Genomic DNA, 23696 nt, shown 5'->3' with positions numbered 1-23696 from the left:
CGACAGAGCCGAGGAGACACCCAACTCGTGGAGGAGATACGGATATGCATGAGAAGGAAAAGGATCTGATCGACGCCTTCCTGCGCGGCCAGGTGGACCGTCGCGGCCTGTTGAAGGGCTTGGGCGCACTGGGCGTGACCGCGGGAACCGCCGGCATGCTGATGGGCATGATGCAGAGCGAGGCGCTGGCCGCCGACTTCGACTGGAAGGCGCATTCGGGCAAGTCGCTCAAGCTGTTGCTCAACAAGCATCCTTACGCCGATGCGATGATCGCCAACCTCAAGACCTTCACCGACATGACCGGCATCAACGTCACCTATGACGTGTTCCCGGAAGATGTCTATTTCGACAAGGTCACGGCGGCGCTGTCGTCGGGCTCCAGCGAATATGACGCCTTCATGACCGGCGCCTATATGACCTGGACCTATGGCCCGGCCGGCTGGATCACCGATCTCAAGGAATGGATCAACGATCCCGCCAAGACCAACCCGAACTATGGCTGGGACGACTTCCTGCCCGGCGTCAAGAACTCCTGCGCCTGGAACGGCACGCCCGGCGGCGCGCTCGGCTCCGACGACGCCAAGCAGTGGTGCATTCCGTGGGGCTACGAGCAGAACAACCTCTCCTATAACAAGGCGATGTTCGACAAGGTCGGCGCCAAGGTTCCGACCAATATCGACGAAATGCTCGACACCGCAGCCAAGCTGAGCAAGGACATCGGCGGCGGCGTCTACGGCATCGGCGTGCGCGGCTCGCGCTCCTGGGCGACCATCCATCCGGGCTTCCTGTCGGGCTACGCCAATTTCGGCCAGAAGGACCTGAACGTCTCGGCTGACGGCAAGCTGTCGGCGGCGATGAACACCAAGGAGTCCAAGGATTTCCACTCCAAATGGGTGCAGATGATCCAGGACAGCGGCCCGAAAGACTGGTCGACCTACACCTGGTATCAGGTCGGCACCGATCTCGGCGCCGGCGCCTCCGCCATGATCTACGACGCCGATATTCTCGGCTACTTCATGAATGGCGGCGACAACAAGATGAAGGGTCAGCTGGCTTATGCGCCGTTTGCGGCCAATCCGGCGGCTGAAGGTCCGACGCCGAACATCTGGATCTGGTCGCTGGCCATGTCCAACTTCTCCAAGGACAAGGACGCCACCTGGTACTTCCTGCAATGGGCGACGGGTCTGGAACACGCCATCTTCGGCGCGACCAAAATGGACTTCGTCAACCCCGTCCGCAAGAAGGTCTGGGCCGACCCGATGTTCACCGAGCGGCTCAACAAGTCCTATCCCGGCTATGTCGAAATGCATGACAAGTCGGCTCCGGGCGCCTCGATCAAGTTCACGGCCCAGCCGCTGTTCTTCGACGTGACGACCGAATGGGCGGCGACGCTGCAGAAGATGGTGGCCAAGGAAGTGCCTGTCGACGAAGGCCTCGATCAGCTGGCGCAGTCGATCGACAAGCAGCTGCAGGAAGCCGGTCTCGGCTGATCACAAGCACCCCAGAAGGGCTCCAAAGCGGGGCGCCCTTTCGCGATCGTAGATCTTCTCTAGCGTCGCGCCCCGCAGGCGGCCGGGTTGTTCTCCCTGGCCCGGCCGCTTTCCCTTTCAGAACATGCGCGATGGGCGGAGCAATCCGTCCATCCAATGATGAAAACACTCCAAGACAATGGAGCGAAACATGGCCGAGACAGTCGCCGCAAAACGGGCCCCATCGGGCTTCAGGATCTCAAAACGCGTCCTGCCCTATGTGCTGAGCTTGCCCGCGCTGCTGGTCTGCATCGGGATTCTCATTCCCTTTTTCACCGCAGTGGTCAGTTCCTTCCAGCGCTACCGGCTGTCGCAGCCCTGGGCGCGGAAATTCAACTGGGGCGAAAATTACCTCAATTTCTTCACCGATCCGAGCTTCTGGAACACGCTGAAGATCTCGCTCGTCTATGCCGGGCTGACGGTCGTGCTTGAACTGCTGCTCGGCCTCGCCATCGCGCTGCTGTTGCAGAAGCGTTCGACCGTGAACAATTTCATCTCGATCATGCTGCTGCTGCCGCTGATGACCGCGCCGGCGCTGGCCGCGCTGATGTGGAAGCTGATGACCAATCCGGGCTTCGGCATTCTCTCTTATGGCGCGAGCCTGATCGGACTGTCGGATTTCCGCTGGGCGTCCTCGCCGTCGACGGCGCTGTTCACCGTCGTGCTCGTCGATATCTGGGTCTATACGCCCTTCATCATGATCCTGCTTCTGGCCGGCCTGCGCTCGCTGCCGACCCAGCCTTTCGAGGCGGCGGCGCTTGACGGCGTGCCGCGCAGCTTCGTGTTCTTCCGCATCACGCTGCCGATGCTGACGCCCTATATCCTGACGGCGACGTTGTTCCGGCTGCTCGACAGCATCCAGCAATTCGACATCATCTATGCGATGACCCAAGGGGGGCCCGGCGACACGCTGACGGTGTTCCAGGTCGAGGCCTATCTCAACTTCTTCCAGGCGACCAATGTCGGACGCTCGGCGGCGCTGATGATCATCCTCTGGGCCATCACCTATTTCCTCTCCAACCTCTTCATCAAGAACTGGCTGCGGCTGCGCGAACGCGCGCGCGGCGAAGCGTGAGGCTCGATCATGGAAACCACCTCCCCCATCGAACGCATCTTGCGCGGCATTGCGCTCACCCTCGTCGTGATCTTCTTCATGTTCCCGATCCTGTGGATCTTCATGATGAGCTTCCAGACCAATGAGACCATCCTGTCGATCCCGCCGAAAGTGGTGTTCTCGCCGACGCTCGAGAATTACCAGGCGCTGATCACCGGCAAGCTGGTCTCCAACGCCGGCACGCTCGACATCGCCTTCATGCGCAATCTCGGTAATTCCGTGCTGTTGTCGACCGCCTCGGTGGCGGTGGCGCTGCTGCTCGGCGTGCCCGCGGCCTATGCCTTTGCGCGCCACAAGTTCCGGGGCTCGGAGGACATCGCGTTTACGCTTCTGTCCTTCCGCTTCGCGCCGCCGCTGCTCGTGCTCTTGCCGCTGACCCAGTATTTCCAGTGGATGGGGCTCGCCAACACCTATATCGGCCTGATCTGGGTCTATCAGCTGATCTGCCTGCCGCTGATCCTCTGGATCGTGCGCGGTTATTTCGAGGACATCTCGGCGGATGTCGAATACGCCTATCGCATCGCCGGTCACGGCTGGTTCGCGACCTTCCGCAAGATTGCGCTGCCGCTCGCAGGTCCCGGCATTGCGGCGGCTGGCCTGCTCGCCTTCATCTTTGCCTGGAACAATTTCGTCTTTGCGCTGGTGCTGGCGTCCGCCGACAAGCAGCCGGTGACGGTGGGGGCGCTGGCCTTCGTCACCGCCTCCGGCATTCAATACGGCCAGATCGCCGCAGCCATCGTGTTGTCGATCGCGCCGACGCTTGCGCTTGCGCTCTACGCCCAGCGCTACCTCGTCGAAGGCCTGTCGCTCGGCGCGGTGAAAGGATAAATCATGGCCACGCTCGAACTTCAAAACATCACCAAGCGCTTCAAGACGCATACCGTCATCGACGATCTGTCGTTGAGCATTGCCGAGGGCGAACGGCTCGTGCTGTTCGGCTCCTCCGGCGCCGGCAAGACGGTGCTGCTGAGGCTGATTGCCGGCGTTATCGATCCCGATCAGGGCAAGATCCTGATCGGCGGCGAGGATGTGACCGATCTCGACGCCGAATATCGCGGCATCGGCATGGCGTTTCAGAATTTCGCGCTGTTTCCGCATATGGATGCGTTTGCCAATATCGCCACGCCGCTCGAGGCGCGCGGCGAAAAGGACGGCGCCATCAAGGCGGGCGTCGAAAAGGTCGCCAAGCTTCTCAAGATCGACCATGTGCTGACCCACAGGCCCAAGGCGTTGTCGAACGGTCAGAAGCAGCGCACGGCGCTGGCGCGTGCGCTGGCCGGCTCGCCGCCGGTGTTGCTGCTCGACGATCCGCTGCGCAATGTCGACGCCAAACTCCGCTTCGAGATGCGGCTGGAGCTGCCGCGCGTGCTGGCCCGCCAGGGCGCGACCACCATCTATGTGACGCAGGACTATAAGGAAGCCATGGCGCTCGGCGACCGCATCGCGGTGATGGCGCATGGCAAGATCCAGCAGATCGGCGCGCCCGAGGACATCTATCTGCGGCCCGCCAATGTCGAGATCGCCCGGCTGTTCGGCGACCCGACGATCAACCTGCTTGACGTCACGCCGAAAAGCGATGCGGGCGGCGTCTATTGCGAGATCTCCAATGTGCGCGTGGCGCTGCCGCATGTGGCGCAGAGCGCTGCGGGCAAGCCCGCCATTCTCGGCCTCCGGCCCGAGACGCTGCGCTTTATCGACCCCTCGGCTGACAACGCCGTGCCTGTCACGGTGGAGGCGGAAACGCCGCTCAACGAGAAGACCGTGACGCTGGCGCTGACGGCGCGCGCCCGGGAAATCCTGGTGTCGCGGCCGGCGGGAACGCCGGGACCGACACATGGAAGCGCGGCGATCGCCATCGACGGCGGCCAGTCCTTCCTGTTCGACAAGGCGACGGGCGCGCGCCTGTCCGACAATGACAAAGCCCATAAGCATCAGGGAGTCGCGGCATGATGGAGACCGCTCTCAGGATCGACGGCGTCGACAAATTCTACGGCCCCGTGGATTACGGCGTGCATGCCGTCAAGAAACTGACGATGGATGTGAAGAAGGGCGAGATCATCGCGCTGCTCGGCTCGTCCGGCTGCGGCAAGACTTCGACGCTCCGGATGATAGCCGGCTTTGAGGCCGTGTCGCGCGGACAGATTTCGCTGGGCGGACGGCAAGTGCATATGCTGGCGCCGGTCAAGCGCAATGTCGCCATGGCGTTTGAAGGCTATTCGCTCTATCCGCCGCTGACGGTGAAGGAGAACATGGCCTTTGCGCTGAAAGCCGCCAGGCTCTCCAATGCCGAGGTCGAGAAGAAGGTCGCCTATATCGCCAAGCTGCTGGAGATCGAGGATATTCTCGGCCGCTATCCAAGCTCGATTTCGGGCGGCCAGCAGCAACGCGCCTCGCTCGGCCGGGCGCTGATCCGCGACGCCGACCTGCATCTGCTCGACGAGCCGATGGGCCAGCTCGAGCCGCAGCTGCGCGCCGTGCTGCGCGGCCGCATCAAGCATTACATCAAGGAGCGCGGCCTGACCGCCATCCTCGTCACCCATGACCAGACGGAAGCCAATGCGCTGGCCGACCGGATCGCGGTGATGGAAGGCGGCGTGCTGCAGCAGTTCGATACGCCCGAGATGATCAAGGAGCGGCCCGCCAATCTGTTCACCGGCACCTTTGTCGGCGAGCCGCCGATGAATGTGTTTTCCGCCTCGGTGGCGGTCGAGGGCGGCGTGCTGTCCTTCGGGCTCGACGACGGGGTGCGGCTCGATTATCCCGCCTCGGCCTTCTCGGCCGATGTGCTTGCGGCGCTCGGCAAGCGCAAGCGCGTCACGATCGGCATCCGTCCCTATGCGGTCAAGCGCGCCGATGACGGCGTGGCGGCGAAAGTGGCGGTCAATCAATGGCTGGGCGACCAGACCCATATCGCCGCCGATTTCGCCGGCGGGACCATGGTGCTGGTCGAACATGACCGGGTGAGCCTGAAACAGGGAGAAACGATCCGCATCCATCTGGCGCCGAAAAGCCTGCATGTGTTCGACGCCGAGACGGGTATGGCGATTTCGCATGGAGATCAGTTGGCATGAGCGGCGGGGCGGTGAGACGCGACATCGTGATCGGCATCGACGCAGGCACGTCGGTGCTGAAATCCGTCGCCTTCGATCTGGCCGGCAACCAGCTGGCGGTGGCGTCGATCGCCAATGTTTACGAGGCGGAAGGGCGTGCGGGCTGGGTGCAGGACATGAGCCGCACCTGGGCGGACACGGCCCGCACGCTCGCCGATCTCGCAAACAAGATCGACAATCTGAAAGACCGCGTGGCGGGCATTGCCGTGACAGCGCAAGGCGACGGCACCTGGCGGATCAATGCGGATGGCGACCCTGTCGGCAAGGGCTGGCTGTGGCTCGATGCCCGCGCCGGCGCGATCGTCGACCGGCTGCGTGGCGATAGCGGCGACATCGCCCGCTACCAGACCTGCGGCTCGGGCCTCGCCGCCTGCCAGCAGGGACCGCAGCTCAAATGGATGCTGGAACACGCCCCCGACATGCTCGACGGCGTGACCACCACCTTTCACTGCAAGGACTGGCTCTATTTCAAGCTGACCGGCCAGCGCGCCACCGACCCTTCGGAAGCCGTGTTCACCTTCGGCGACTTCCGCAAACGGGCCTATAGCGAAGAGGTGATCGATTTTCTCGATCTCCGCCACAAGCGCAGCCTGTTGCCGGAGATCGTCGACGGCGCGACCAAGCATCATCCGCTGACCGAGGAGGCGGCGCGTCTGACGGGCCTGCCCGTGGGCACGCCTGTCGTGCTCGGCTATGTCGACGTGGTCTGCACCGCGCTCGGCGCCGGGCTTTACGAGCCGGGCGTGCAGGCGGGCTGCTCGATCGTCGGCTCCACAGGCATGCATATGCGCTTCGCAGAAAGCCCGGACGATGTCTGGCTGAACGCCGACCAGACCGGCTACACGATGTGCTGGCCCGTGCCCGGCGCCTATGCGCAGATGCAATCCAATATGGCGGCGACGCTGAATATCGACTGGATCATTTCGGTGGCCTCGGGGCTTCTGAAAAGCATGGGTGTTGAGAAATCGAAGAGCGAGTTGCTCGGCCATCTCGACACATGGCTCGCCGGCGCGACGTCGGACCCGATCCTCTACCATCCCTATATTTCCGACGCCGGTGAACGCGGGCCGTTCGTGGACGCGACTGCGCGCGCCTCGCTGGTGGGGCTGACGATGAATCACGGCTTCGGCGATCTCGTCCGCGCCGTGTTCGACGGTCTCGCCATGGCGGCGCGCGATTGCTACACGGCGATGGGGCCGACGCCCGACCGGGTGCGGCTGACCGGCGGCGCCGCGCGCTCGGCGTCGCTGCGCGCCATTCTCGGCGGCGCGCTGAACGCCGGCGTGCAGACCTCGACCCGCGAGGAAGCCGGCGCGGCCGGCGCCGCGATGATCGCCTGCGTGTCGCTCGGCGTCTATCCCGACATGGCGGCCTGCGTCGCCGACTGGGTGAGCCCCTGCCTCAAGCCGGTGGAAGCCCCGGATGCAGCGATTGCGGCGCGTTTCGACCGCGCCTTCGACCCTTACCGCCAGACGCGGACCGCGCTCCGCCCGATCTGGCACATGCTCGCGGAGGCTCCCGAAGCCCCGCTTCGAAAGGACTGAGAGAATGAAGAAGATTGCGATCATAGGCGATCGTTTCATGCTGCCGAGCGTGTTTCGCGACAAGATCGTCGACGCCTGCGGCGAGGACTTGGACATCCGCATGCTCGAACAACCCTGGCCGGATGAGCCGATGGAGCATGGCTATGCGGTGGAAGGCATGGCCGGGCTCAAGGAATATATGGGTTCTGCCGAAGAGATCGTCTCGTTTGTCGATGATGCGGAAATCCTGGTGACGCAGCTTGCGCCGCTGTCGTCGGGCATGTTCGCGCAATTGCCCAATCTCAAATGCGTGGCGGTGTCGCGCGGCGGCCCTGTGAATATCGACATGCAGGCGGCGCGGGCTGCGGGCGTGCGCGTGGTCAACACGCCCGGCCGCAACGCCTCCGCCGTGGCCGAATTCACGCTCGGCGCGATCCTTGCCGAGACACGGCTGATCCGCATGGGACATGAAAGCCTGCGCGCCGGCGAATGGCGCGGCGACCTCTACCGCGCCGACCGGACGGGCCGCGAACTCTCGGAAATGACCGTAGGCGTGATCGGCTACGGCAATATCGGCACCAAGGTCGTGCGTCTCCTGCGCGCCTTTGGCACCAAGGTCATCGTGCATGATCCCTATGTGCAGCTCTCCGTCGACGATCTCAATGGCGGCGTCGAACAGGTGTCGTTCGACGATCTCCTGTCGCGCGCCGACATCGTGACCCTGCATCCCCGGGTGACCGAGGAAACCAAGGGCATGATGAACGCCGACAGCTTCGCCAGGATGAAGAAGGGTGCGATCTTCGTGAACACCGCGCGCGGCCCGCTCTGCGATTACGATGCGCTCTATGAGGCGCTGGTCAGCGGGCAACTGTCCGCAGCCATGCTGGAAACCTTCGCCGTGGAGCCCGTGCCTGTCGATTGGCCGCTGCTGCAACTGCCGAATGTGACGCTGACGCCGCATATCGCCGGCGCCTCGGTGCGCACCGTGACCTATGCCGCCGAAATGGCGGCGGAAGAGGTGCGCCGCTACATCGCCGGGCTACCCCCGGTCAATCCCTGCTGAGGCTGATATGAGCACGGAAGACATCATCCGCCGCTCCATCATCGAAAGCTGCCGGGCGATGAACGCGTCGGGGCTGAACCAGGGGACGTCGGGCAATATTTCGGTGCGCTATGGCGAGAGCATGCTGATCTCGCCGAGCTCGATCCCCTATGATGAAGTCACAGCCGACATGATCGCCTCGATGCCGATCACAGGCGAGCGCGGTGCCTATGACGGGCCGAAGGTGCCCTCGGTGGAATGGCCGTTTCATCTCGACATCATGCGCTCGCGGCCGGATGTGAATGCGGTGGTGCATACGCACGCCACGTTCTCGACCATTCTCGCCATCGCCCGCAAGCCGATCCCGGCCTGTCACTATATGATTGCCGCTTTCGGCGGCAATGACGTGCGGGTGGCGGACTATGCCCGCTACGGCACCCAGGATCTGTCCGACAGCGTGCTCCGGGCGCTCGAAGGCCGCACCGCCTGCCTGATGGCCAATCACGGAATGCTGGCCTGCGGCGACAGCTTGAAGAAGGCGATGTGGCGCGCCGTCGAACTCGAAACCATCGCCAAGCAATATTATCACAGCCTGCTGATCGGCGGGCCGGCGCTGCTGCCCGACGAGGAGATCGCCGGCGTCGTCTCGGCCTTTTCGGGCTATGGACTGAAGGAGAGCTGAGTATGACGGCTGACAAGGGCATCATCGACCTGTTCGTGATCGGCGGCGGCGTCAATGGCGCCGGCATCGCCCGCGACGCCGCCGGACGGGGCCTGAGCGTGGTGATGGTGGAGAAGGACGATCTCGCCCAGGGCACCAGTTCGCGCTCCGGCAAGCTGGTGCATGGCGGGCTTCGCTATCTCGAATATTACGAATTCCGGCTGGTGCGCGAAGCCTTGATCGAACGCGAGGTGCTGCTGAACAGTGCGCCGCACATCATCTGGCCGATGCGTTTCGTGCTGCCGCACAACCCCGCCGACCGTCCGGCCTGGCTGGTGCGGCTCGGCCTGGTCCTCTACGACCATCTCGGCGGCCGCAAGCGCCTGCCCGGCACCCGCAGCCTGAACCTGCGCACCGCGCCCGAGGGCGCGCCGATCAAGCCCGAATACACCAAGGCTTTCGAATATTCGGACTGTTGGGTGGACGACGCCCGCCTGGTGCTGCTCAACGCGCTCGACGCCAAGGACAAGGGCGCGGAGATCCTCACCCGCACCGCCTGCACCACCATCCGCCGCGACGGCAGGCTGTGGGACATCGAGACCACCGACCAGCGCACGGGCGCCAAGCGCCGCTATCGGGCGCGCTGCGTGGTCAACACCGCCGGCCCCTGGGTCAATGACGTTATCGGCCGGGTGGCGGGGCTGAACTCCGCCCGCAGCGTGCGGCTGGTCAAGGGCAGCCATATCGTCACGCGCAAATTCTGGGAGGGGCGGCAGGCCTATCTGGTGCAGAATCCCGACAAGCGGGTGATCTTCATCAATCCCTATCAGGACGACCTGACGCTGATCGGCACCACCGACATTCCCTATGACGGCCGGCCGGAAGATGTCGCGCCTGACGGCAACGAGATCGATTACCTGCTCAAATCGGTCAACCGCTATTTCAAACAGCAACTGACCCGCGACGACATCGTCCATTCCTTCTCGGGTGTGAGGCCGCTTTACGACGACAATGCGGAAAATCCCTCGGCTGTCACCCGCGACTATATTTTCGAGGTCGACGGCGATGGCGAGCGGGCGCCGCTGCTCTCGGTTTTCGGCGGCAAGATCACCACCTTCCGCAAGCTGTCGGAACATGCGCTGGAGAAGATCAAGCCGTTCTTCCCCGCCATGGGCGAGGCGTGGACCCGGACGGGAACGCTGCCCGGGGGCGCGATGCCCAATGCCGATTTCGATCAGTTCCTGGGCGACATGAAACGGGTCTATCCCTGGCTGCCCGCTCCGGTGCTCAAGCATTATGCGCGGCTCTATGGGTCGCGGCTGACGCGGCTTCTGGGCGACGCGTGCGGAATGGGCGATCTGGGCCAGTGTTTCGGCGGGGTGTTTTACGAGCGCGAGGCCTTTTTCCTGATCAGCGAGGAATGGGCGGAGACGGCGGAGGATATTCTCGACCGACGGACGAAGCATGGGCTGGCGCTGAGCGACAGCGAGCGGGCGGCGTTTGCGGGGTGGATGGAGCAGCGGCGCGTGCAGGCGGGGGCGGCGGAGTGAGGGTTGAGGCGACGGCGTGCACCGCCCCTCATCCGGCTGCCGCCACCTTCTCCCCGCGCATGCGGGGCGAAGGGCGATGGAGCGCCGGCCGCGCCACATCCTCCTTCTCCCCGTATTACGGGGAGAAGGTCCCGGCAGGGGGATGAGGGGCTGCCCACGACGCCAACGCCTTGAGTGAACAATGATGAAGAAGGCAATCCCATGAGCAGCACCGAATACCAGGCCCTGATCGACCTCTCCGCCAAGATCGGCGCGGACCCCGCGCTGGTGCAGGCGGCGGGTGGCAATACGTCGATCAAGGATGACGACACATTGTGGATCAAGGCCTCGGGCCTGTGGCTGGCGCATGCCAAAGAGCGCGACGTGATGGTGCCGGTCAAGCTCGGCGCCATTCTCGACGCGGTCGCAAAGGACGATCCCTCGGCGGAAAAGGCGCATGTGCATGTCGACCAGTCGCTGGCGAGAAACGGATTGCGTCCTTCGATCGAAACCACCGTGCATGCGCTGATGCCGCAAAAGGTGGTGGTGCATGTGCATTGCGTCGAGACGATCGCCCTCGCCATCCGCACGGACGCCGAGCAGCTGCTGGCCGATAAGCTGAAGGGCGTGGCCTATGCCTTCGTGCCCTATTGCCGGCCCGGCCTGCCCTTGGCGCGCGCCATTCATGCGCGGATGCGGCCGGATATTTCCGTGCTGATCCTCGGTAATCACGGCCTTGTGGTGGCGGGCGAGACGGTGGCGGAGGCCGAGGCGCTGCTTGAGGACATCTGCAACCGGCTAGCCTCGCCGCGTCGCGAAGCGCCCGGCCCCGATCTTGCGGCGCTGTCGCGGCTGGCGCTCGACAGTTCCTACACCCTGCCCCCGGATGAAAGCCTGCATGGCGCCGCCACCGATCTCGAAAACTGCCGGATCGCCGCTGGCGGCAGCCTCTATCCCGACCATGTGATCTTTCTCGGCCCCGGCTTCATGATCGCAGCGCCCGGCGAAAGCGCTGCGGACATGGAAGACCGGCTGAGCAACCCGCCGCCGGTTCTCTTGTTTCCCGGCAAGGGCGTGCTGGTGAAGAAGGCGATCGAGCCGGGGCCGCTCGCTCTGCTCGGCTGCTTCATCGATGTGGCGAGCCGCATCCCGCAGGGCGCGCGGCTCAGCTATTTCACGCCGGAACAGAATGCCGAACTGCTGGGCTGGGACGCAGAGAAATACCGCCAGGAACTCAACAAGCGGGGGGCCAGCCTGCAATGACATCGCGCGCCCTCGTCATCGGTCTGGATATGGGCACTTCGGGCGCGCGCGCCGTGGCGATGGACGCCGAGGGGCGTGTGGTCGCCAGCGCCGCCGCAAAGCTCACGAGCTTCAGCGACGATCACCGTGATCCAGAGGGATGGCGGGCGGCGATGCGGTCGGCGCTGACGGGCGCGCTGGCCGAGATCGATCGAGGCGCCGTCGTCGCCATCGCCGTCGACGGGACCTCTGGCACGCTGTTGCCGGTGGATGGGCGCGGGCGGCCGCTGGCGCGACCGATGATGTATAACGATCCGGTCGAAGATGCGGATATCCTCAAGGCGGTGACGGAACATGCGCCGCGCGACAGCGCCGCGCATGGGCCGACCTCCGGCCTCACCAAGCTGATGGTCTTCCAGAGGATTGCGGGCGTCGAGCGAGTGATCCACCAAGCGGACTGGCTGGCGGGCCAGCTGACCGGCCGCTTCGATCTCAGCGACGAAAACAATGCGCTGAAGACGGGCTATGACCCCATTGCAAGACGCTGGCCTGACTGGATCGAGGCGACCGGCGCGAAGACGGCGCTGTTGCCCGATGTGTTGCCGGCGGGCGCGACGATGGCGCGGATCTCGGCGCAGGCGGCGCAGACCTACGGGCTGAGCCCGACGGTGCTGATCGCGGCCGGCACCACGGATGGCTGCGCCTCCTTCCTCGCCACCGGCGCCGACCGGCCCGGCGACGGCGTCAGTGCGCTGGGCACCACACTGACGGTGAAGATCCTGTCGGACACGCCGCTGTTTGCGCCGGACTATGGGCTCTACAGCCATCGCATCGGCGACATCTGGCTGGCCGGCGGCGCTTCCAACTCAGGCGGCGTGGTGCTGGCGCAGCATTTCGAGCCCGAGGCGATTGCCGCGCTTTCGGCCCGCATCGATCCGGAAACCGATAGCGGCCTCGATTATTACCCGCTGCCGAAGCCGGGCGAGCGCTTTCCGATTTCCGACCCAAAACTCGCGCCGCGCATGAACCCGCGGCCTGATGATGACGCCGAGTTCCTCAAGGGCATTTTCGAAGGCATTGCCGGGATCGAGGCGCTCGCCTATCAGCGGCTCGAAAGCCTTGGCGGCCCCAAGCTCGGCTCGATCCGCAGCGTCGGCGGCGGTGCGAAGAACGATGTGTGGACAAAAATCCGGCTGAGGCGGCTCCGCGTCGCCGCCGCGCCGGTGTTATCCGAAGAAGCGGCGGCGGGCGCGGCGAGGCTCGCGCTGAAGGCAGCGATAGCGGAGGGATTGTTATGACAGAGACGATCACCGGGATCAGTGACATCGCCGACCGGTTCGACGCTTTTCTCATCGACCAGTTCGGTGTGCTGCGCGACGGCGCCGGCCCCTATCCGCAGGCGCCGGCGGAACTCAAAAAACTTCGCGTGCTTGGCAAGAAGATCATCATCCTCTCCAATTCCGGCAAGCGATCGGTGGAAAATTCGGTGCGGCTCGCAAGCCTCGGCTTCGACGAGGCCTGTTGGGACTGGTTCCTGACCTCGGGCGAAACCGCCTGGCGGATGATGGCGGCGGAGACGGATGGCGGCGCCCGCAAACGCTGCCTGCTGATCAGCCGCGACGGCGACACCTCGCCGCTCGACGGGTTGGACTACGACCGGACGGAAGACGCCGAAACCGCCGATATCGTGCTGATCGCGGCAAGCGAAGGCGACCGCTACGATCTCGGCCACTACCAGACGCTGCTGCAGCCGGCGGCGGAGCGTGGCCTGCGCTGCCTCTGTACCAATCCCGACAAGGTGATGCTGACCGCAAACGGAAAAGCCTTCGGCGCCGGCCGTATCGCCGATCTCTATGAGGAACTCGGCGGCGCGGTGACCTGGATCGGCAAACCCTTCCCGGACATCTATGATCAGGCGAAGATCTTTCTCCGCGCCATCCCGCCCCGGCGCATCTGCGCCATCGGCGACAGCGTCGAGCACGACATCGCTGGCGCGCGGATGGCCGGCATCGCCTCCATTCTGGTCGAAACCGGCATACACGCCGAGGCGACGGCGACTGAGCGCGCGGCGCTTTTTGCGTTGCACGAGGCCGCGCCCGATTTCATCCTTCCCGACTTCCGCCTCTGAAAGGCTCGTTCATGGCGTTTACGCTCTCGCTCAACACCAATCCGCTGGTCAACCGCTTTGCCGAAGCCGACGATCTCATCGACACGATCGCCGAGAAGATCCGCATCGGTTATGTGCAGCTCACCCATGAATTCATCAATCCCGGCTGGCCGGCTGCGACGATTTCCAAACAGGAGCGCGCCTTCGCCCGCGCGCTCGACCGCACCGGCGTCAAGGTGACCTCGGGCATGACCGGTCCTTACGGCCGGCTCAACCATTTCGGCCATCCCGACGCCGATGTCAGGCGCTATTATGTCGACTGGTTCAAGACTTTCGCGGATATCTCGGCAGGCCTCGGCGCTTCCGGCATGGGCACGCAATTCGCCATCTTCACCCATCGCGACTATGACGATCCGGTCAGACGCGAGGACCTGATGAAGATCGCTATCGATTGCTGGGCTCAAGTGGCCGAGCATGCGCAGGCGGCGGGCCTGACCTATCTCTTCTGGGAGCCGATGTCGGTGGGCCGCGAATTCGGCCACACGATCGCCGAATGCCAGGCGCTCGACCGGCGGCTGGCCGAACAGGGTTTGGCGATACCGATGAAGATGATGGTCGATATCGACCATGGCGACGTGACCTCGCCCAACCCTGACGATATCGACCCCTACGCCTGGGCTGCGGCCTTCCCCAAGCAGAGCCCGATCATCCACATCAAGCAATCCTCGATGAACAAAGGCGGCCACTGGCCCTTCACCGCCCAATACAACCAGGACGGCCGCATCCAGCCGGAGAAACTGCTCGACGCCGTGCGCTCCGGCGGCGGGACCGACAACGAGATCTGCCTCGAACTCTCCTTCCGGGAACGCGAGCCGACCGACCATCTGGTGGTGGACATGATAAGGGAATCGGTGGCGTTCTGGGAACCGTATATCGATACGGGGTTCAATCGGGGATAGCGCTGCGGACGCCGCGCTTGTCGAGACTTGAAAGCTTGGCGGCTCTCGGCTATTTTACAGGAGTGAGGGACCGGCTTTCGCCGACCCCTCGTTTTGCTAGGCTACCGTGAAACGGACGCGGATCGTCACTTGCCAGCACGTCCGCGTCCTTTTCACTTCTAGCGTGATGCTAACGGGCCATCGCCACATCGCTTCACCTCCTGTTCGACGGCAAGGCTGTTGCCGCAGTCGGGCGAGCCCATCTTGCCCGATGCGCCGGCTGGCTCGGCGCGCGCTGCTTCTGCTGTCGAAGGTTGAAATGTTATGCCTGGACGCGACGGTGATCAACCCATAAGCGCTATAGATCAAACGCACCCCTATTGAGGGAGAGCAGGACGGCGATCCTTGAAAAGCTCGGCATTCTGCCCTATTCTACAGGAGTGGGAAGCCGGCTCTCGCCGACTCCCCTGTTTGTTAGATGCACGTGAATCGGACGCGGATCGTAACTTGCCAGCACGTCCGCGTCCTTTTCACTTCTAACGTGATGCTAACGGGCCATCGCCACATCGCTTCACCTCCTGTTCGACGGCAAGGCTGTTGCCGCAGTCGGGCGAGCCCATCTTGCCCGATGCGCCGGCTGGCTCGGCGCGCGCTGCTTCTGCTGTCGAATGGCGGCAGGTTATAATTCTACGCGACGACCATCAACCATATAGAGACCTGCCTTGCGCGCACCCTCTTGAGGCGAGGGCCGGTGGGTGATCCTTGAAAAATCGGTGGCGCTGCTCTATTCTACAGGAGCGGGAAGCCGGCTTTCGCCGACTCCCCTTTTGCTAAAGTGTCTAGAAACGGATGCGGATCGTTACTTGCCAGCACGTCCGCATCCGCTTCACTTCAACCGTGATGCTTATTGGCCATCGCCACATCGCTTCACCTCCTGTTCGACAGCAAGGCTGATGCCGCAGTCGGGCGAGCCCATCTCGCCCGATACGCCGGCTGGCGCGGCGCGTGCTGCTTCTGCTCTCGAAGGAGATAAGGCTAATTCATAGCGCGAGTCTATGCAACCATGAAGGGTTTTCACGCAACCCTCTAAACACCTGCTGCAGCGTTCACTTCACCCTCTCCACCCTCGGCTCCCGCTCCCCCGACCAGACCAGCCTGAAGACGCCGCCCTGACGGACGGATTGGACGGCGGCGGGGCGGAGAACGGCGAAGCAGGTTCCGCCGGGATGGCGAACCGAGGGGTAGACGATGCCGTTGAGGGCAGCGGCGCGGACGTGGTCGGCAAGCGCATTGCCGGCGGGATAGCCGATCGCCTTGTCGAGATGCAGCGCGGGATGATCGGGGCTCTGGCGTAGATCGAGCAGTTCGCCGGACAGGCTGGAGAAGAGTTCGGCGTAATCGACTGCGGCGTTGAAATCGCCGGCGTCCGCCAGGAAATTGCCCATATGGAAGGCGATTTCAGTGAGGCAGGTTTCGCTGGCGAGCGCCGAATACCAGGCGCCGCGATGCCCACCATTGAAGCGGTTGGGCTGGCGCGGCTTTGCATAGGCGAAGCTGGCGTTGATGAAATGCGCATGCGGCACGTCATAGACCAGTTCGTTGGCGGCGAGGCCGGAAATGCCGGTGGATTGGGCCGTCAGTCGGGCGCTGGTGGCGCCTTCGATCTCGGCGAGTTCCGCCAGTTCCTCAGCCGTGTCGGCGAGCGCTGCCAGCGCCGCCTCGCGCAATCGCGCCGTGGTCACCAGCCTGACCGTTTTCGGATAGGCTTCGGTGACGACGGGAACGCCGTCGATCCGCACTTAGAGGCCTCCGCGCACCGCGTCGAGAAAACGGCGGACTTCGAGCATATGCGGTATGCCGCCTGATATCATCGCCGCGATGGGGGTGCGATTGAAGAAGAGCGGGCCGCGATTGCCAAGGGTTGGCCAGCGGATCGCCATGTCGTCGGAAAACATCAGTTTCAGGCTCTTGTAGATGCCGATCAGAGCCGACAGCCGGGTCATCTGGTCCTGGCTGAGCGGACGGTCGCGCCCCTCCGGCTTCAGCCGCTCCCAGGTGCTGACGGAAACGCCGAGCAGGGCTGCGGCCTCAGCGCCGGTCAGCCCCCATTCATCCACCAGCCGGCGATAAGCCTTGAGCGCAGTCTTGTTGAGGCGCGTCCGGTCGGCCTCATCGGCGAAGCTGGCCGGCGGGACCGAAGATGGCGCTTGTGGCGCTTGCAGCATGGCGCTCTCCTTCATTTGACGTCAATATAGGCGTCATTTGACGGAACTTCCAGTCAAAGTGTGAGAGCCGCCGTCATCAGCCTCATATCCTCGGCATTGCGGGTGATGGCGAAGCCGAATTCGCGGGCCATCTGCAGCATGCGGTCGTTTTCCGCCAGGATCACGCCTTCGATGCTGCGCACGCCCTCCGCGCGGGCGTAATCGATCAGGCGGCGCAGAAGCGTCCAGCCGAGGCCGTGGCCCTGCAGGTCGCTGCGGACCAGCAGCGCATATTCGGCCTTGTCCTTGTCGGGATCGGCGTTGAGGCGGCCGATCGCCATGAGGTCGCCCTTGTCGCGGTCGAGCGCGACGAAGGCGATTTCCCTGTCGTAATCGAGCTGCGTCAACCGCTTGAGCATCTGGTCGGGGAAATGCCGGCGCGGCGACAGGAAACGCAGGCGAAGATCCTCGTCGCTGATCCGGGCGAAGAATGGGCCGTAAAGCGCGAGATCGTCGGGGCGGATCGGGCGGATATGGACCTTGAGCAGGCCGAGATCGACGTCTTCGGCCCATTCGCCGGGATAGGGACGGATGGCGAGCGCCCGGTTGGGCGCGGGCTGGTCCAGCCTGGCGGGATCGATCTCGATGCGGGCGTCGAGCGCGATGACACCATCCTCGTCGGCGAGCAGCGGATTGACGTCGAGGGCGCGGATGGCGCCGAAATCGGCTGTGAGCGCCGAGACCGCCTGGATCGCGCCGATGATAGCGTCGCGATCGGCGGGCTTGCGGTCGCGATAGCCCTTGAGCAGTCTGGAGATACGGGTGGCGTCGATGAGATCGCCTGATAGAACGGCGTCGAGCGGCGGCAGGCCGATTGCCGCGTCGTCAAGCGCTTCGACCGCTGTGCCGCCGGCGCCAAACAGGATCACCGGACCGAAGACGGAATCGAGGCTCGCGCCGATGATCAGTTCATGGGCATGCGGACGCTCGATCATCGGCTGAATGGCGTAGCCGTCGATGGCGGCGGCCTGACCGATCGAGGCCAGACGCCGCTCGATTTCCCGGCAGGCGGCTACAGCGGCGTCGGCGCTGTCGACGCCGAGGATCACGCCGCCGACATCGGATTTGTGGGTGATGGTCTTCGACTGCAGTTTGACGACAAGCCGCCCGCCGCCCGCGAGCAGGCGTTCGGCGATGGCGCGGGCGTCTTCCGGCGTGGCAGCGATCCGCGTCTCCGGCGTCGGCAGCCCATAGGCCGAGAGCGCGGATTTGGCTTCGACCTCGCTCAACATCGTGCGGCCATCATTTGCGACGGAGCGAAGGATCTCGGCGACCTTGGCGCGCGCGTCCGGCGCGATGTCGGGAGACGCCTGCGGCACGCGCGACAATGCCGCTTGCGCGCGCGACCAATCGCCGAGATAGCCGATCGCGTCGGCGGCGGCCTCGGGCGCGGCATAGACGGCAAGGCCCGCCGCGCGCAGCACCGCTCTTCCCTCGCGCGCCGTTTCTTCGCCCAGCCAGCAGGCGATCGTCGGCTTGCCCCCGATGCGGCCGTTTTCCGCCAGCGCCGCCACGGCATGCGCCGCCTCCAAGGGCGACGCAAGCGCAGTCGGGCAGTTCATCACCAATATCGCATCGACGCCGGGATCGCGGGCGACGGCTTTCACCGCCTCGACATAGCGCTCGGGCGGAGCGTCGCCGATGATGTCGACGGGATTGGCGCGCGACCAGTTGGGCGGCAGCGTCGCGTCTAGAGCCGCGATCGTCTCGGCCGAGAGGTCGGCGAGGTCTCCCTTCCAGTCCATCAGCCGGTCAACGGCCAGCACGCCGGCGCCGCCGCCATTGGTGACGAGACCGGCGCGAATGCGCGGCATCGGCTCAAAGCGCGCGAGAACCTCGACGGCGTCGAACAACTGGTCGAGAGCGCGCACCCTGAGAACGCCGGCGCGCTTCAACGCCGCTTCGGTGACGCGATCGGCGCCCGACAGCGCGCCGGTATGGGTGGCGGCGGCCTTGGCGGCGGCGGCGTGACGGCCTGGCTTGATGGCGATCACCGGCTTGATCCGGGCGGCGGCGCGGGCCGCCGACATGAATTTCTTCGGATGGGCGATGGATTCGAGATACATGACGATGACGCGCGTATTCGGATCGCCCGAGAGCATATCGAGGCAATCGGCGGCGTCGACATCGGCCATGTCTCCGAGCGAGATGGCGGCCGACAGCCCCACCCCCTCGCCCGCCGCCCAATCGATCAGCGAGGTGACGATAGCGCCGGATTGCGAAATCAATCCCACGCCGCCCGGCGCGGGGGCCCTATGTGCGAAGCTGGCGTTGAGTTTGGCATGCGGCAGAATGAGCCCGACCGTATTGGGCCCGAAAATGCGGAAGAGATGTGGCCGCGCCGCCGCCAGCATGGCCTGTTTCAGCCCGCTCGCCCCGGTGACGCCGGCGGTAATGACCACGGCCGCCCGGCAGCCCCTGGAGGCAAGTTCGCCGATCAGTCCGGGAACCGTTTCCGGCGGCGTGCAGATGACGGCGAGATCGGGCGCTTCGGGCAGATCGGCGACGCGGGCGTGGCACACGAGGCCGCTGAGCCGACGATATTTCGGATTGACCGGATAGACGTCGCCCGCATAGCCGCCCGAGACAATATTCGACAGGACAACGGCGCCGACCGAACCCGCCCGTTCGGAGGCGCCGATCACGGCGATGGAGTTGGGATCAAGCGCCTTGTCGAGATTGCGGATCGTCATGGGCGTCTCCGGTGCAATTTGAGTGAAACCGAGGCCCTTTTCCTGGCTTGAAATCCGGGAGAAAGCATTGACATTCCTCAAACCCCACGCATGACGTCCGAGGAAGCGCAAATCTTGGGCGCTGGCGCGAAGAACTGTCAACCTTGGAATTCTTCTAGGAAAATCTAGTAGATAAAGCCCGGTTTTTCACAATCCTTTGTATCCCGCGCTATTGATTGTCGCCTTCAAAGCGCGTTAATGGCGATTAACCAAGGGGCGTATGTAGGGCGGGATTCGATCCGTTCGCGCATTCAAGGCAGAGACCGCAAAAGTAACGCATATTATCTCACGTGAGGCTTATTTTGAGCGCAGCTCCTAAGAAAAACGGTGTGGAGGAGCTTCGGGCGGCCCTCGCCGAAAGCCGCTCCGCATTCGTCGCAATCGGTATTTTTTCCTTTTTCGTCAATATGCTGGTGCTGACCGGCTCGATCTACAGTTTGCAGGTCTATGACCGCGTTCTGACCAGCCGTTCCGAGCCCACGCTGGTGGTGCTGACGATGCTGCTGGTGGCCCTCTATATGATCATGGGCGTGCTCGACCATATGCGCGCGCGTATTTCCGCGCGCATCGGCGCGCGCTTCGCCGCCAAGCTGGAAATGCGGGTGTTCCGCATCGTCACCGATCGCACCATGCTGGCGTCCCAGGGCGTCAACACCAATACCGCCATGCGCGACCTCGATTCCATCCAGCGCGCGCTGGCGTCGCCGGCGGCGTTCTCGGTGTTCGACGTGCCGTGGACGCCTGTGTTCGTGGTGATCATCTTCATCTTCCATCCGTTGATGGGCGTCATCGGCGTCATCGGCGGCCTGATCCTGATCGCGCTGACCTGGCTCAACCAGAACGGCACCAAGGAAAACCAGGAAAAGGCGATGAACACCGCGCGCCTTTCGGAGGAATGGACCGGCACGCTGCAGCGCGAGGCCGACACCGTGCGCGCGCTCGGCATGCGCACCTCCACCGCCGTGCGCTGGCAGCGTTTCCGCCAGGACATGCTCAACGCCAATATCGACTATAGCGACCAGAACGGCTTTTATTCGACCACGTCCAAGACCTTCCGCATCTTCCTGCAGTCGGCCATTCTCGGCGCCGGCGCCTGGCTCGCCATCCAGGGCCATATCAGCTCGGGCGCGATGCTGGCCTCCTCGATCATCATCGGCCGGGCGCTGTCGCCGATCGAAGGCATGATCGGCCAGTGGGCGCTGATCCAGCGCGCCATCCAGGGCTGGAAGAGTTTGGCCGACGTATTGTCCAAGGTGCCGCCGGAATCGCAGCGCACCACGCTGCCGAAGCCGCGCGCCATTCTCGACGTGCAGAACATTTCCGTCGTGCCGCCCGGCGAGCGGATGCCGACGCTGCGCAACCTGTCCTTCGAACTCCGGCCCGGCCAGGCGCTGGGCGTGATCGGCCAGTCCGGTTCCGGCAAATCGACGCTGGCCCGCGTGCTGACCGGCGTCTGGCCGATCCAGGCCGGCAAGGTCAGGCTCGACGGGGCGGCGATCGACCAGTACAATGTCGATGACCTCGCCAATTATGTCGGTTATCTGCCGCAGGACGTTGCGCTGTTTGAAGGCACGATCGCCGAAAACATCGCGCGCCTGTCGCTCGACGTCGATTCCGAAAAGGTGGTGGCTGCGGCGCAGAAGGCGGCGGCGCATGATCTCGTCGTCAAGCTCGGCCAGGGCTACGACACCAAGCTGCCCGCGCAGGGCCAGCGGCTTTCGGGCGGACAGAAGCAGCGTATCGGCCTCGCCCGCGCGCTCTATGGCGATCCGGTGCTGTTGGTGCTCGACGAGCCCAACGCCAATCTCGACGCCGAGGGATCGGCGGCGCTGAACATCGCCATCCGCAACGCCAAGAAAGAAGGCCGTTCGGTGGTCATCATGGCGCATCGGCCGGCGGCGATCGAGGAATGCGACCTGATCCTGATCCTCGAAGGCGGCAACCGCGTGGCCTTTGGCCCGCGCGACGAGGTGCTCAAGCAGCATCTGAAGAATTACCAGGCGATCACGCCGGGCAACCAGCAAGGCGGCGGCCAGCAAGGCGGCGGCCAGCAAGGCGGCGGCCAGCCTGGCGCCGCGGCGCAACTGCCGCAGGGCCCGCGCCCGCCCGCGCCGAACGGCGGCGCCGCGCAAGGCGGTCAACCCGGCGCGGCCGCGCCCGGCGCGACGCCTCCCGCCCCGCCCCGCCCCGCTCCTGCTCCACCTTCGGGCGCGCGCCCGGCCTTGCCGGGCATTCTCGGCACCGGCCTCATGCCCGGCATTGGCGGGGTCAAGCCGCGGCCAGCCGGACCGCAGGACGCCGCAGCCTCAATGCCGCCACAGCCTTCTGCTAGCGGCGAGACCGACAAACAGACTGGAAACGGCGGCGACGCCAGCCCGGACAACGCCGCTGACGCCACCGCCAAGGACGGGGAGCAGAAATGAGCCCTGACGCATTGCAACTCCGCGCCGCCCCGAGCGCCCCTCAGGCCGCTGCCCAATCCTGGAGCGCGCGGCGCTACATGGTCATGGGCTTTGTGACGCTGTTCATCCTGGTGTTCGGCTTCGGCGCCTGGTCGATCTTCACCACCATGGCCGGCGCCGTGGTCGGCCAGGGCGTGATCGAGGTCGAAACCAAGCGGCAGGTTATCCAGCACGCCACCGGCGGCGTGATCGGCAAGATCCTGGTGCGCGACGGCCAGGTGGTGGAAGCCGGCCAGACGCTGATCGAATTCGACGACACGTTCGACCGCGCTGAACTCGCCGTGACCGAGAGCCAGCTCTATCCGCTGCTCGGCGTGCGGGCCCGGCTGGTGGCCGAACAGGACGAATTGCCCGAACCCTTGTTCGACGCCGATCTGCTCGAGCGCGCCAAGACCGACTCGACGGCCGCTGAAATCGTCCGCAGCCAGAAAGAATTGCTGGTGGCGCGGCGGCTGACCCGCGACAAGCAGATCCAACAGCTGCAGGAGCGGAAATCCCAGATCGAAAACCAGAATGACGGTCTTCGCGCCCGCATCGCGGCGCTGCAGGAGCAGTTCACGCTGCTGACCGGCGATGTGGAACGGCAAAAGGCGCTGCTCGCCAAGGGACTGACGGAGATGACCCGGGTCAGCTCCTATGAACGCGACGCGGCGCAAACGCGCGGCAGCATTTCGGAATCGCACGCCTCGATCGCCGAAAACCGGGCGCGGGTGGCGGAACTGGAACTCGCCATCATCAATGTCTCGGCGCAGATGCGCGAAGAGGCGATCAAGGAACTGTCGGACACCGACGCCAAGGTGGCGGAACTGAAGGAACGCCGCAACTCCACGCTTGAGACGCTGTCGCGCATCGAGGTGAAGTCGCCGATGGAAGGCAAGGTGTTCAACCTGCAGGTCCACGCCATCCGCGCCGTGGTGCGCGCCGCCGAGCCGATAATGGAAATCGTGCCGGAAAAGGTGAAGCTGGTGGTGAGCGTGCAATTGCCGCCCAACCAGATCGATCAGGTGCATGAAGGCCAGGACGCCATCATCCGCTTCCAGAGCTTCGACCATCGCCACACGCCCGATCTCAGAGGCCGCGTGCGCCGCGTCGCCGCCGACATCATCACCAATGAACGCACCGGCCAGAGCTATTACACCGCCTCGCTCGAACTTCTCCCCGGCGAGGAAAAATTCCTCGGCCAGGCCCAGCAGATCCGCCCCGGAATGCCGGTGGACGTGTTCATCCGCACCACCTACCGCACGCCCTGGGACTACCTGGTCAAGCCGCTCACGGGATATTTCGGCAAATCCATGCTGGAACGGTGAGGAAAAGATTGGATGTGGAAAAGGCCGGGGCGACCCGGCCTTCAGACTGCTGACAAACCCCTGGCCACATCCAGGGGTTTGTGATTCACTGGGACATGTTGAAGAAACCCGCTCCCGAACAAACGGCTCTCGAGAT

Annotated in this window: 18 protein-coding genes; 15 read left to right on the top strand and 3 right to left on the bottom strand. The window is 64.4% G+C overall.

Annotation, left to right across the window (positions count from 1 at the left end; translation table 11 throughout):
- The first annotated feature begins 44 nt into the window (after window positions 1–44).
- The 13 genes from M2360_RS22415 to M2360_RS22355 all read left to right on the top strand — a co-directional run bounded on the left by M2360_RS22415 (window position 45) and on the right by M2360_RS22355 (window position 14816).
- Complete coding sequence (locus tag M2360_RS22415; RefSeq protein ID WP_280777608.1) at window positions 45–1490, top strand: extracellular solute-binding protein; 1446 nt, start codon at window positions 45–47, stop codon at window positions 1488–1490.
- Window positions 1491–1680: 190 nt separating this feature from the next.
- Window positions 1681–2604: a sugar ABC transporter permease gene (locus M2360_RS22410; protein ID WP_280777607.1), complete on the top strand. Its 924-nt coding sequence runs from the start codon at window positions 1681–1683 to the stop codon at window positions 2602–2604.
- Between the two features lie 9 nt (window positions 2605–2613).
- On the top strand, window positions 2614–3471 hold the full coding sequence (locus M2360_RS22405; RefSeq protein WP_280777606.1) for a carbohydrate ABC transporter permease: 858 nt from the start codon (window positions 2614–2616) through the stop codon (window positions 3469–3471).
- A gap of 3 nt (window positions 3472–3474) precedes the next feature.
- Window positions 3475–4593, top strand: coding sequence for an ABC transporter ATP-binding protein (locus M2360_RS22400; protein ID WP_280777605.1), 1119 nt, complete (start codon window positions 3475–3477; stop codon window positions 4591–4593).
- A complete protein-coding gene (locus tag M2360_RS22395; protein ID WP_280777604.1) occupies window positions 4590–5714 on the top strand; it encodes an ABC transporter ATP-binding protein in 1125 nt (374 codons plus the stop codon). The genes M2360_RS22400 and M2360_RS22395 overlap by 4 nt, the downstream gene beginning before the upstream one ends.
- Window positions 5711–7297, top strand: coding sequence for an FGGY-family carbohydrate kinase (locus tag M2360_RS22390; RefSeq protein ID WP_280777603.1), 1587 nt, complete (start codon window positions 5711–5713; stop codon window positions 7295–7297). Before M2360_RS22395 ends, M2360_RS22390 begins: the two co-directional genes overlap by 4 nt.
- Before the next feature lie 4 nt (window positions 7298–7301).
- Window positions 7302–8339 carry a 2-hydroxyacid dehydrogenase gene (locus M2360_RS22385; RefSeq protein ID WP_280777602.1) on the top strand — a complete coding sequence of 346 codons (1038 nt, stop codon included), beginning with the start codon at window positions 7302–7304 and terminating at the stop codon, window positions 8337–8339.
- A 7-nt stretch (window positions 8340–8346) separates the two neighbouring features.
- Entirely contained in the window at window positions 8347–9000 is a 654-nt protein-coding gene (locus M2360_RS22380) for a class II aldolase/adducin family protein (RefSeq protein ID WP_280777601.1), read from the top strand.
- Between the two features lie 2 nt (window positions 9001–9002).
- Window positions 9003–10529 (top strand): glycerol-3-phosphate dehydrogenase, encoded by a 1527-nt coding sequence (locus tag M2360_RS22375; RefSeq protein ID WP_280777600.1) that lies wholly within the window; start codon window positions 9003–9005, stop codon window positions 10527–10529.
- 201 nt (window positions 10530–10730) lie between these two features.
- Window positions 10731–11771, top strand: coding sequence for a class II aldolase/adducin family protein (locus M2360_RS22370; protein WP_280777599.1), 1041 nt, complete (start codon window positions 10731–10733; stop codon window positions 11769–11771).
- On the top strand, window positions 11768–13048 hold the full coding sequence (locus M2360_RS22365; protein WP_280777598.1) for an FGGY-family carbohydrate kinase: 1281 nt from the start codon (window positions 11768–11770) through the stop codon (window positions 13046–13048). The genes M2360_RS22370 and M2360_RS22365 overlap by 4 nt, the downstream gene beginning before the upstream one ends.
- Entirely contained in the window at window positions 13045–13878 is an 834-nt protein-coding gene (locus tag M2360_RS22360) for a TIGR01459 family HAD-type hydrolase (RefSeq protein WP_280777597.1), read from the top strand. Before M2360_RS22365 ends, M2360_RS22360 begins: the two co-directional genes overlap by 4 nt.
- 11 nt (window positions 13879–13889) lie before the next feature.
- Entirely contained in the window at window positions 13890–14816 is a 927-nt protein-coding gene (locus M2360_RS22355) for a TIM barrel protein (protein WP_280777596.1), read from the top strand.
- Between the two features lie 1085 nt (window positions 14817–15901).
- Here the strand turns inward: M2360_RS22355 and M2360_RS22350 are convergent.
- The 3 genes from M2360_RS22350 to M2360_RS22340 are packed head-to-tail and all read right to left on the bottom strand — an operon-like array spanning window position 15902 to window position 19752.
- Window positions 15902–16594, bottom strand: coding sequence for an RES family NAD+ phosphorylase (locus M2360_RS22350; RefSeq protein WP_280777595.1), 693 nt, complete (start codon window positions 16592–16594; stop codon window positions 15902–15904).
- Window positions 16595–17020: an antitoxin Xre-like helix-turn-helix domain-containing protein gene (locus tag M2360_RS22345; protein ID WP_280777594.1), complete on the bottom strand. Its 426-nt coding sequence runs from the start codon at window positions 17018–17020 to the stop codon at window positions 16595–16597.
- 53 nt (window positions 17021–17073) lie between these two features.
- Window positions 17074–19752 (bottom strand): bifunctional acetate--CoA ligase family protein/GNAT family N-acetyltransferase, encoded by a 2679-nt coding sequence (locus tag M2360_RS22340; protein ID WP_280777593.1) that lies wholly within the window; start codon window positions 19750–19752, stop codon window positions 17074–17076.
- 341 nt (window positions 19753–20093) lie between these two features.
- Between M2360_RS22340 and M2360_RS22335 the strand changes: the two genes are divergently transcribed.
- Together M2360_RS22335 and M2360_RS22330 are read left to right on the top strand one after the other, a co-directional pair.
- Entirely contained in the window at window positions 20094–22214 is a 2121-nt protein-coding gene (locus M2360_RS22335; protein WP_280777592.1) for a type I secretion system permease/ATPase, read from the top strand.
- Window positions 22211–23560, top strand: coding sequence for an HlyD family type I secretion periplasmic adaptor subunit (locus tag M2360_RS22330; RefSeq protein WP_280777591.1), 1350 nt, complete (start codon window positions 22211–22213; stop codon window positions 23558–23560). Before M2360_RS22335 ends, M2360_RS22330 begins: the two co-directional genes overlap by 4 nt.
- Window positions 23561–23696 lie beyond the last annotated feature (136 nt).

It is taken from the genome of Rhizobium sp. SG_E_25_P2 (assembly GCF_029892285.1).
Classification (GTDB): Bacteria; Pseudomonadota; Alphaproteobacteria; order Rhizobiales; family Rhizobiaceae; genus Rhizobium_E.
The sequence above is the reverse complement of the archived record's forward strand: the minus strand, read 5'-3'. Positions and strand labels throughout refer to the sequence as shown.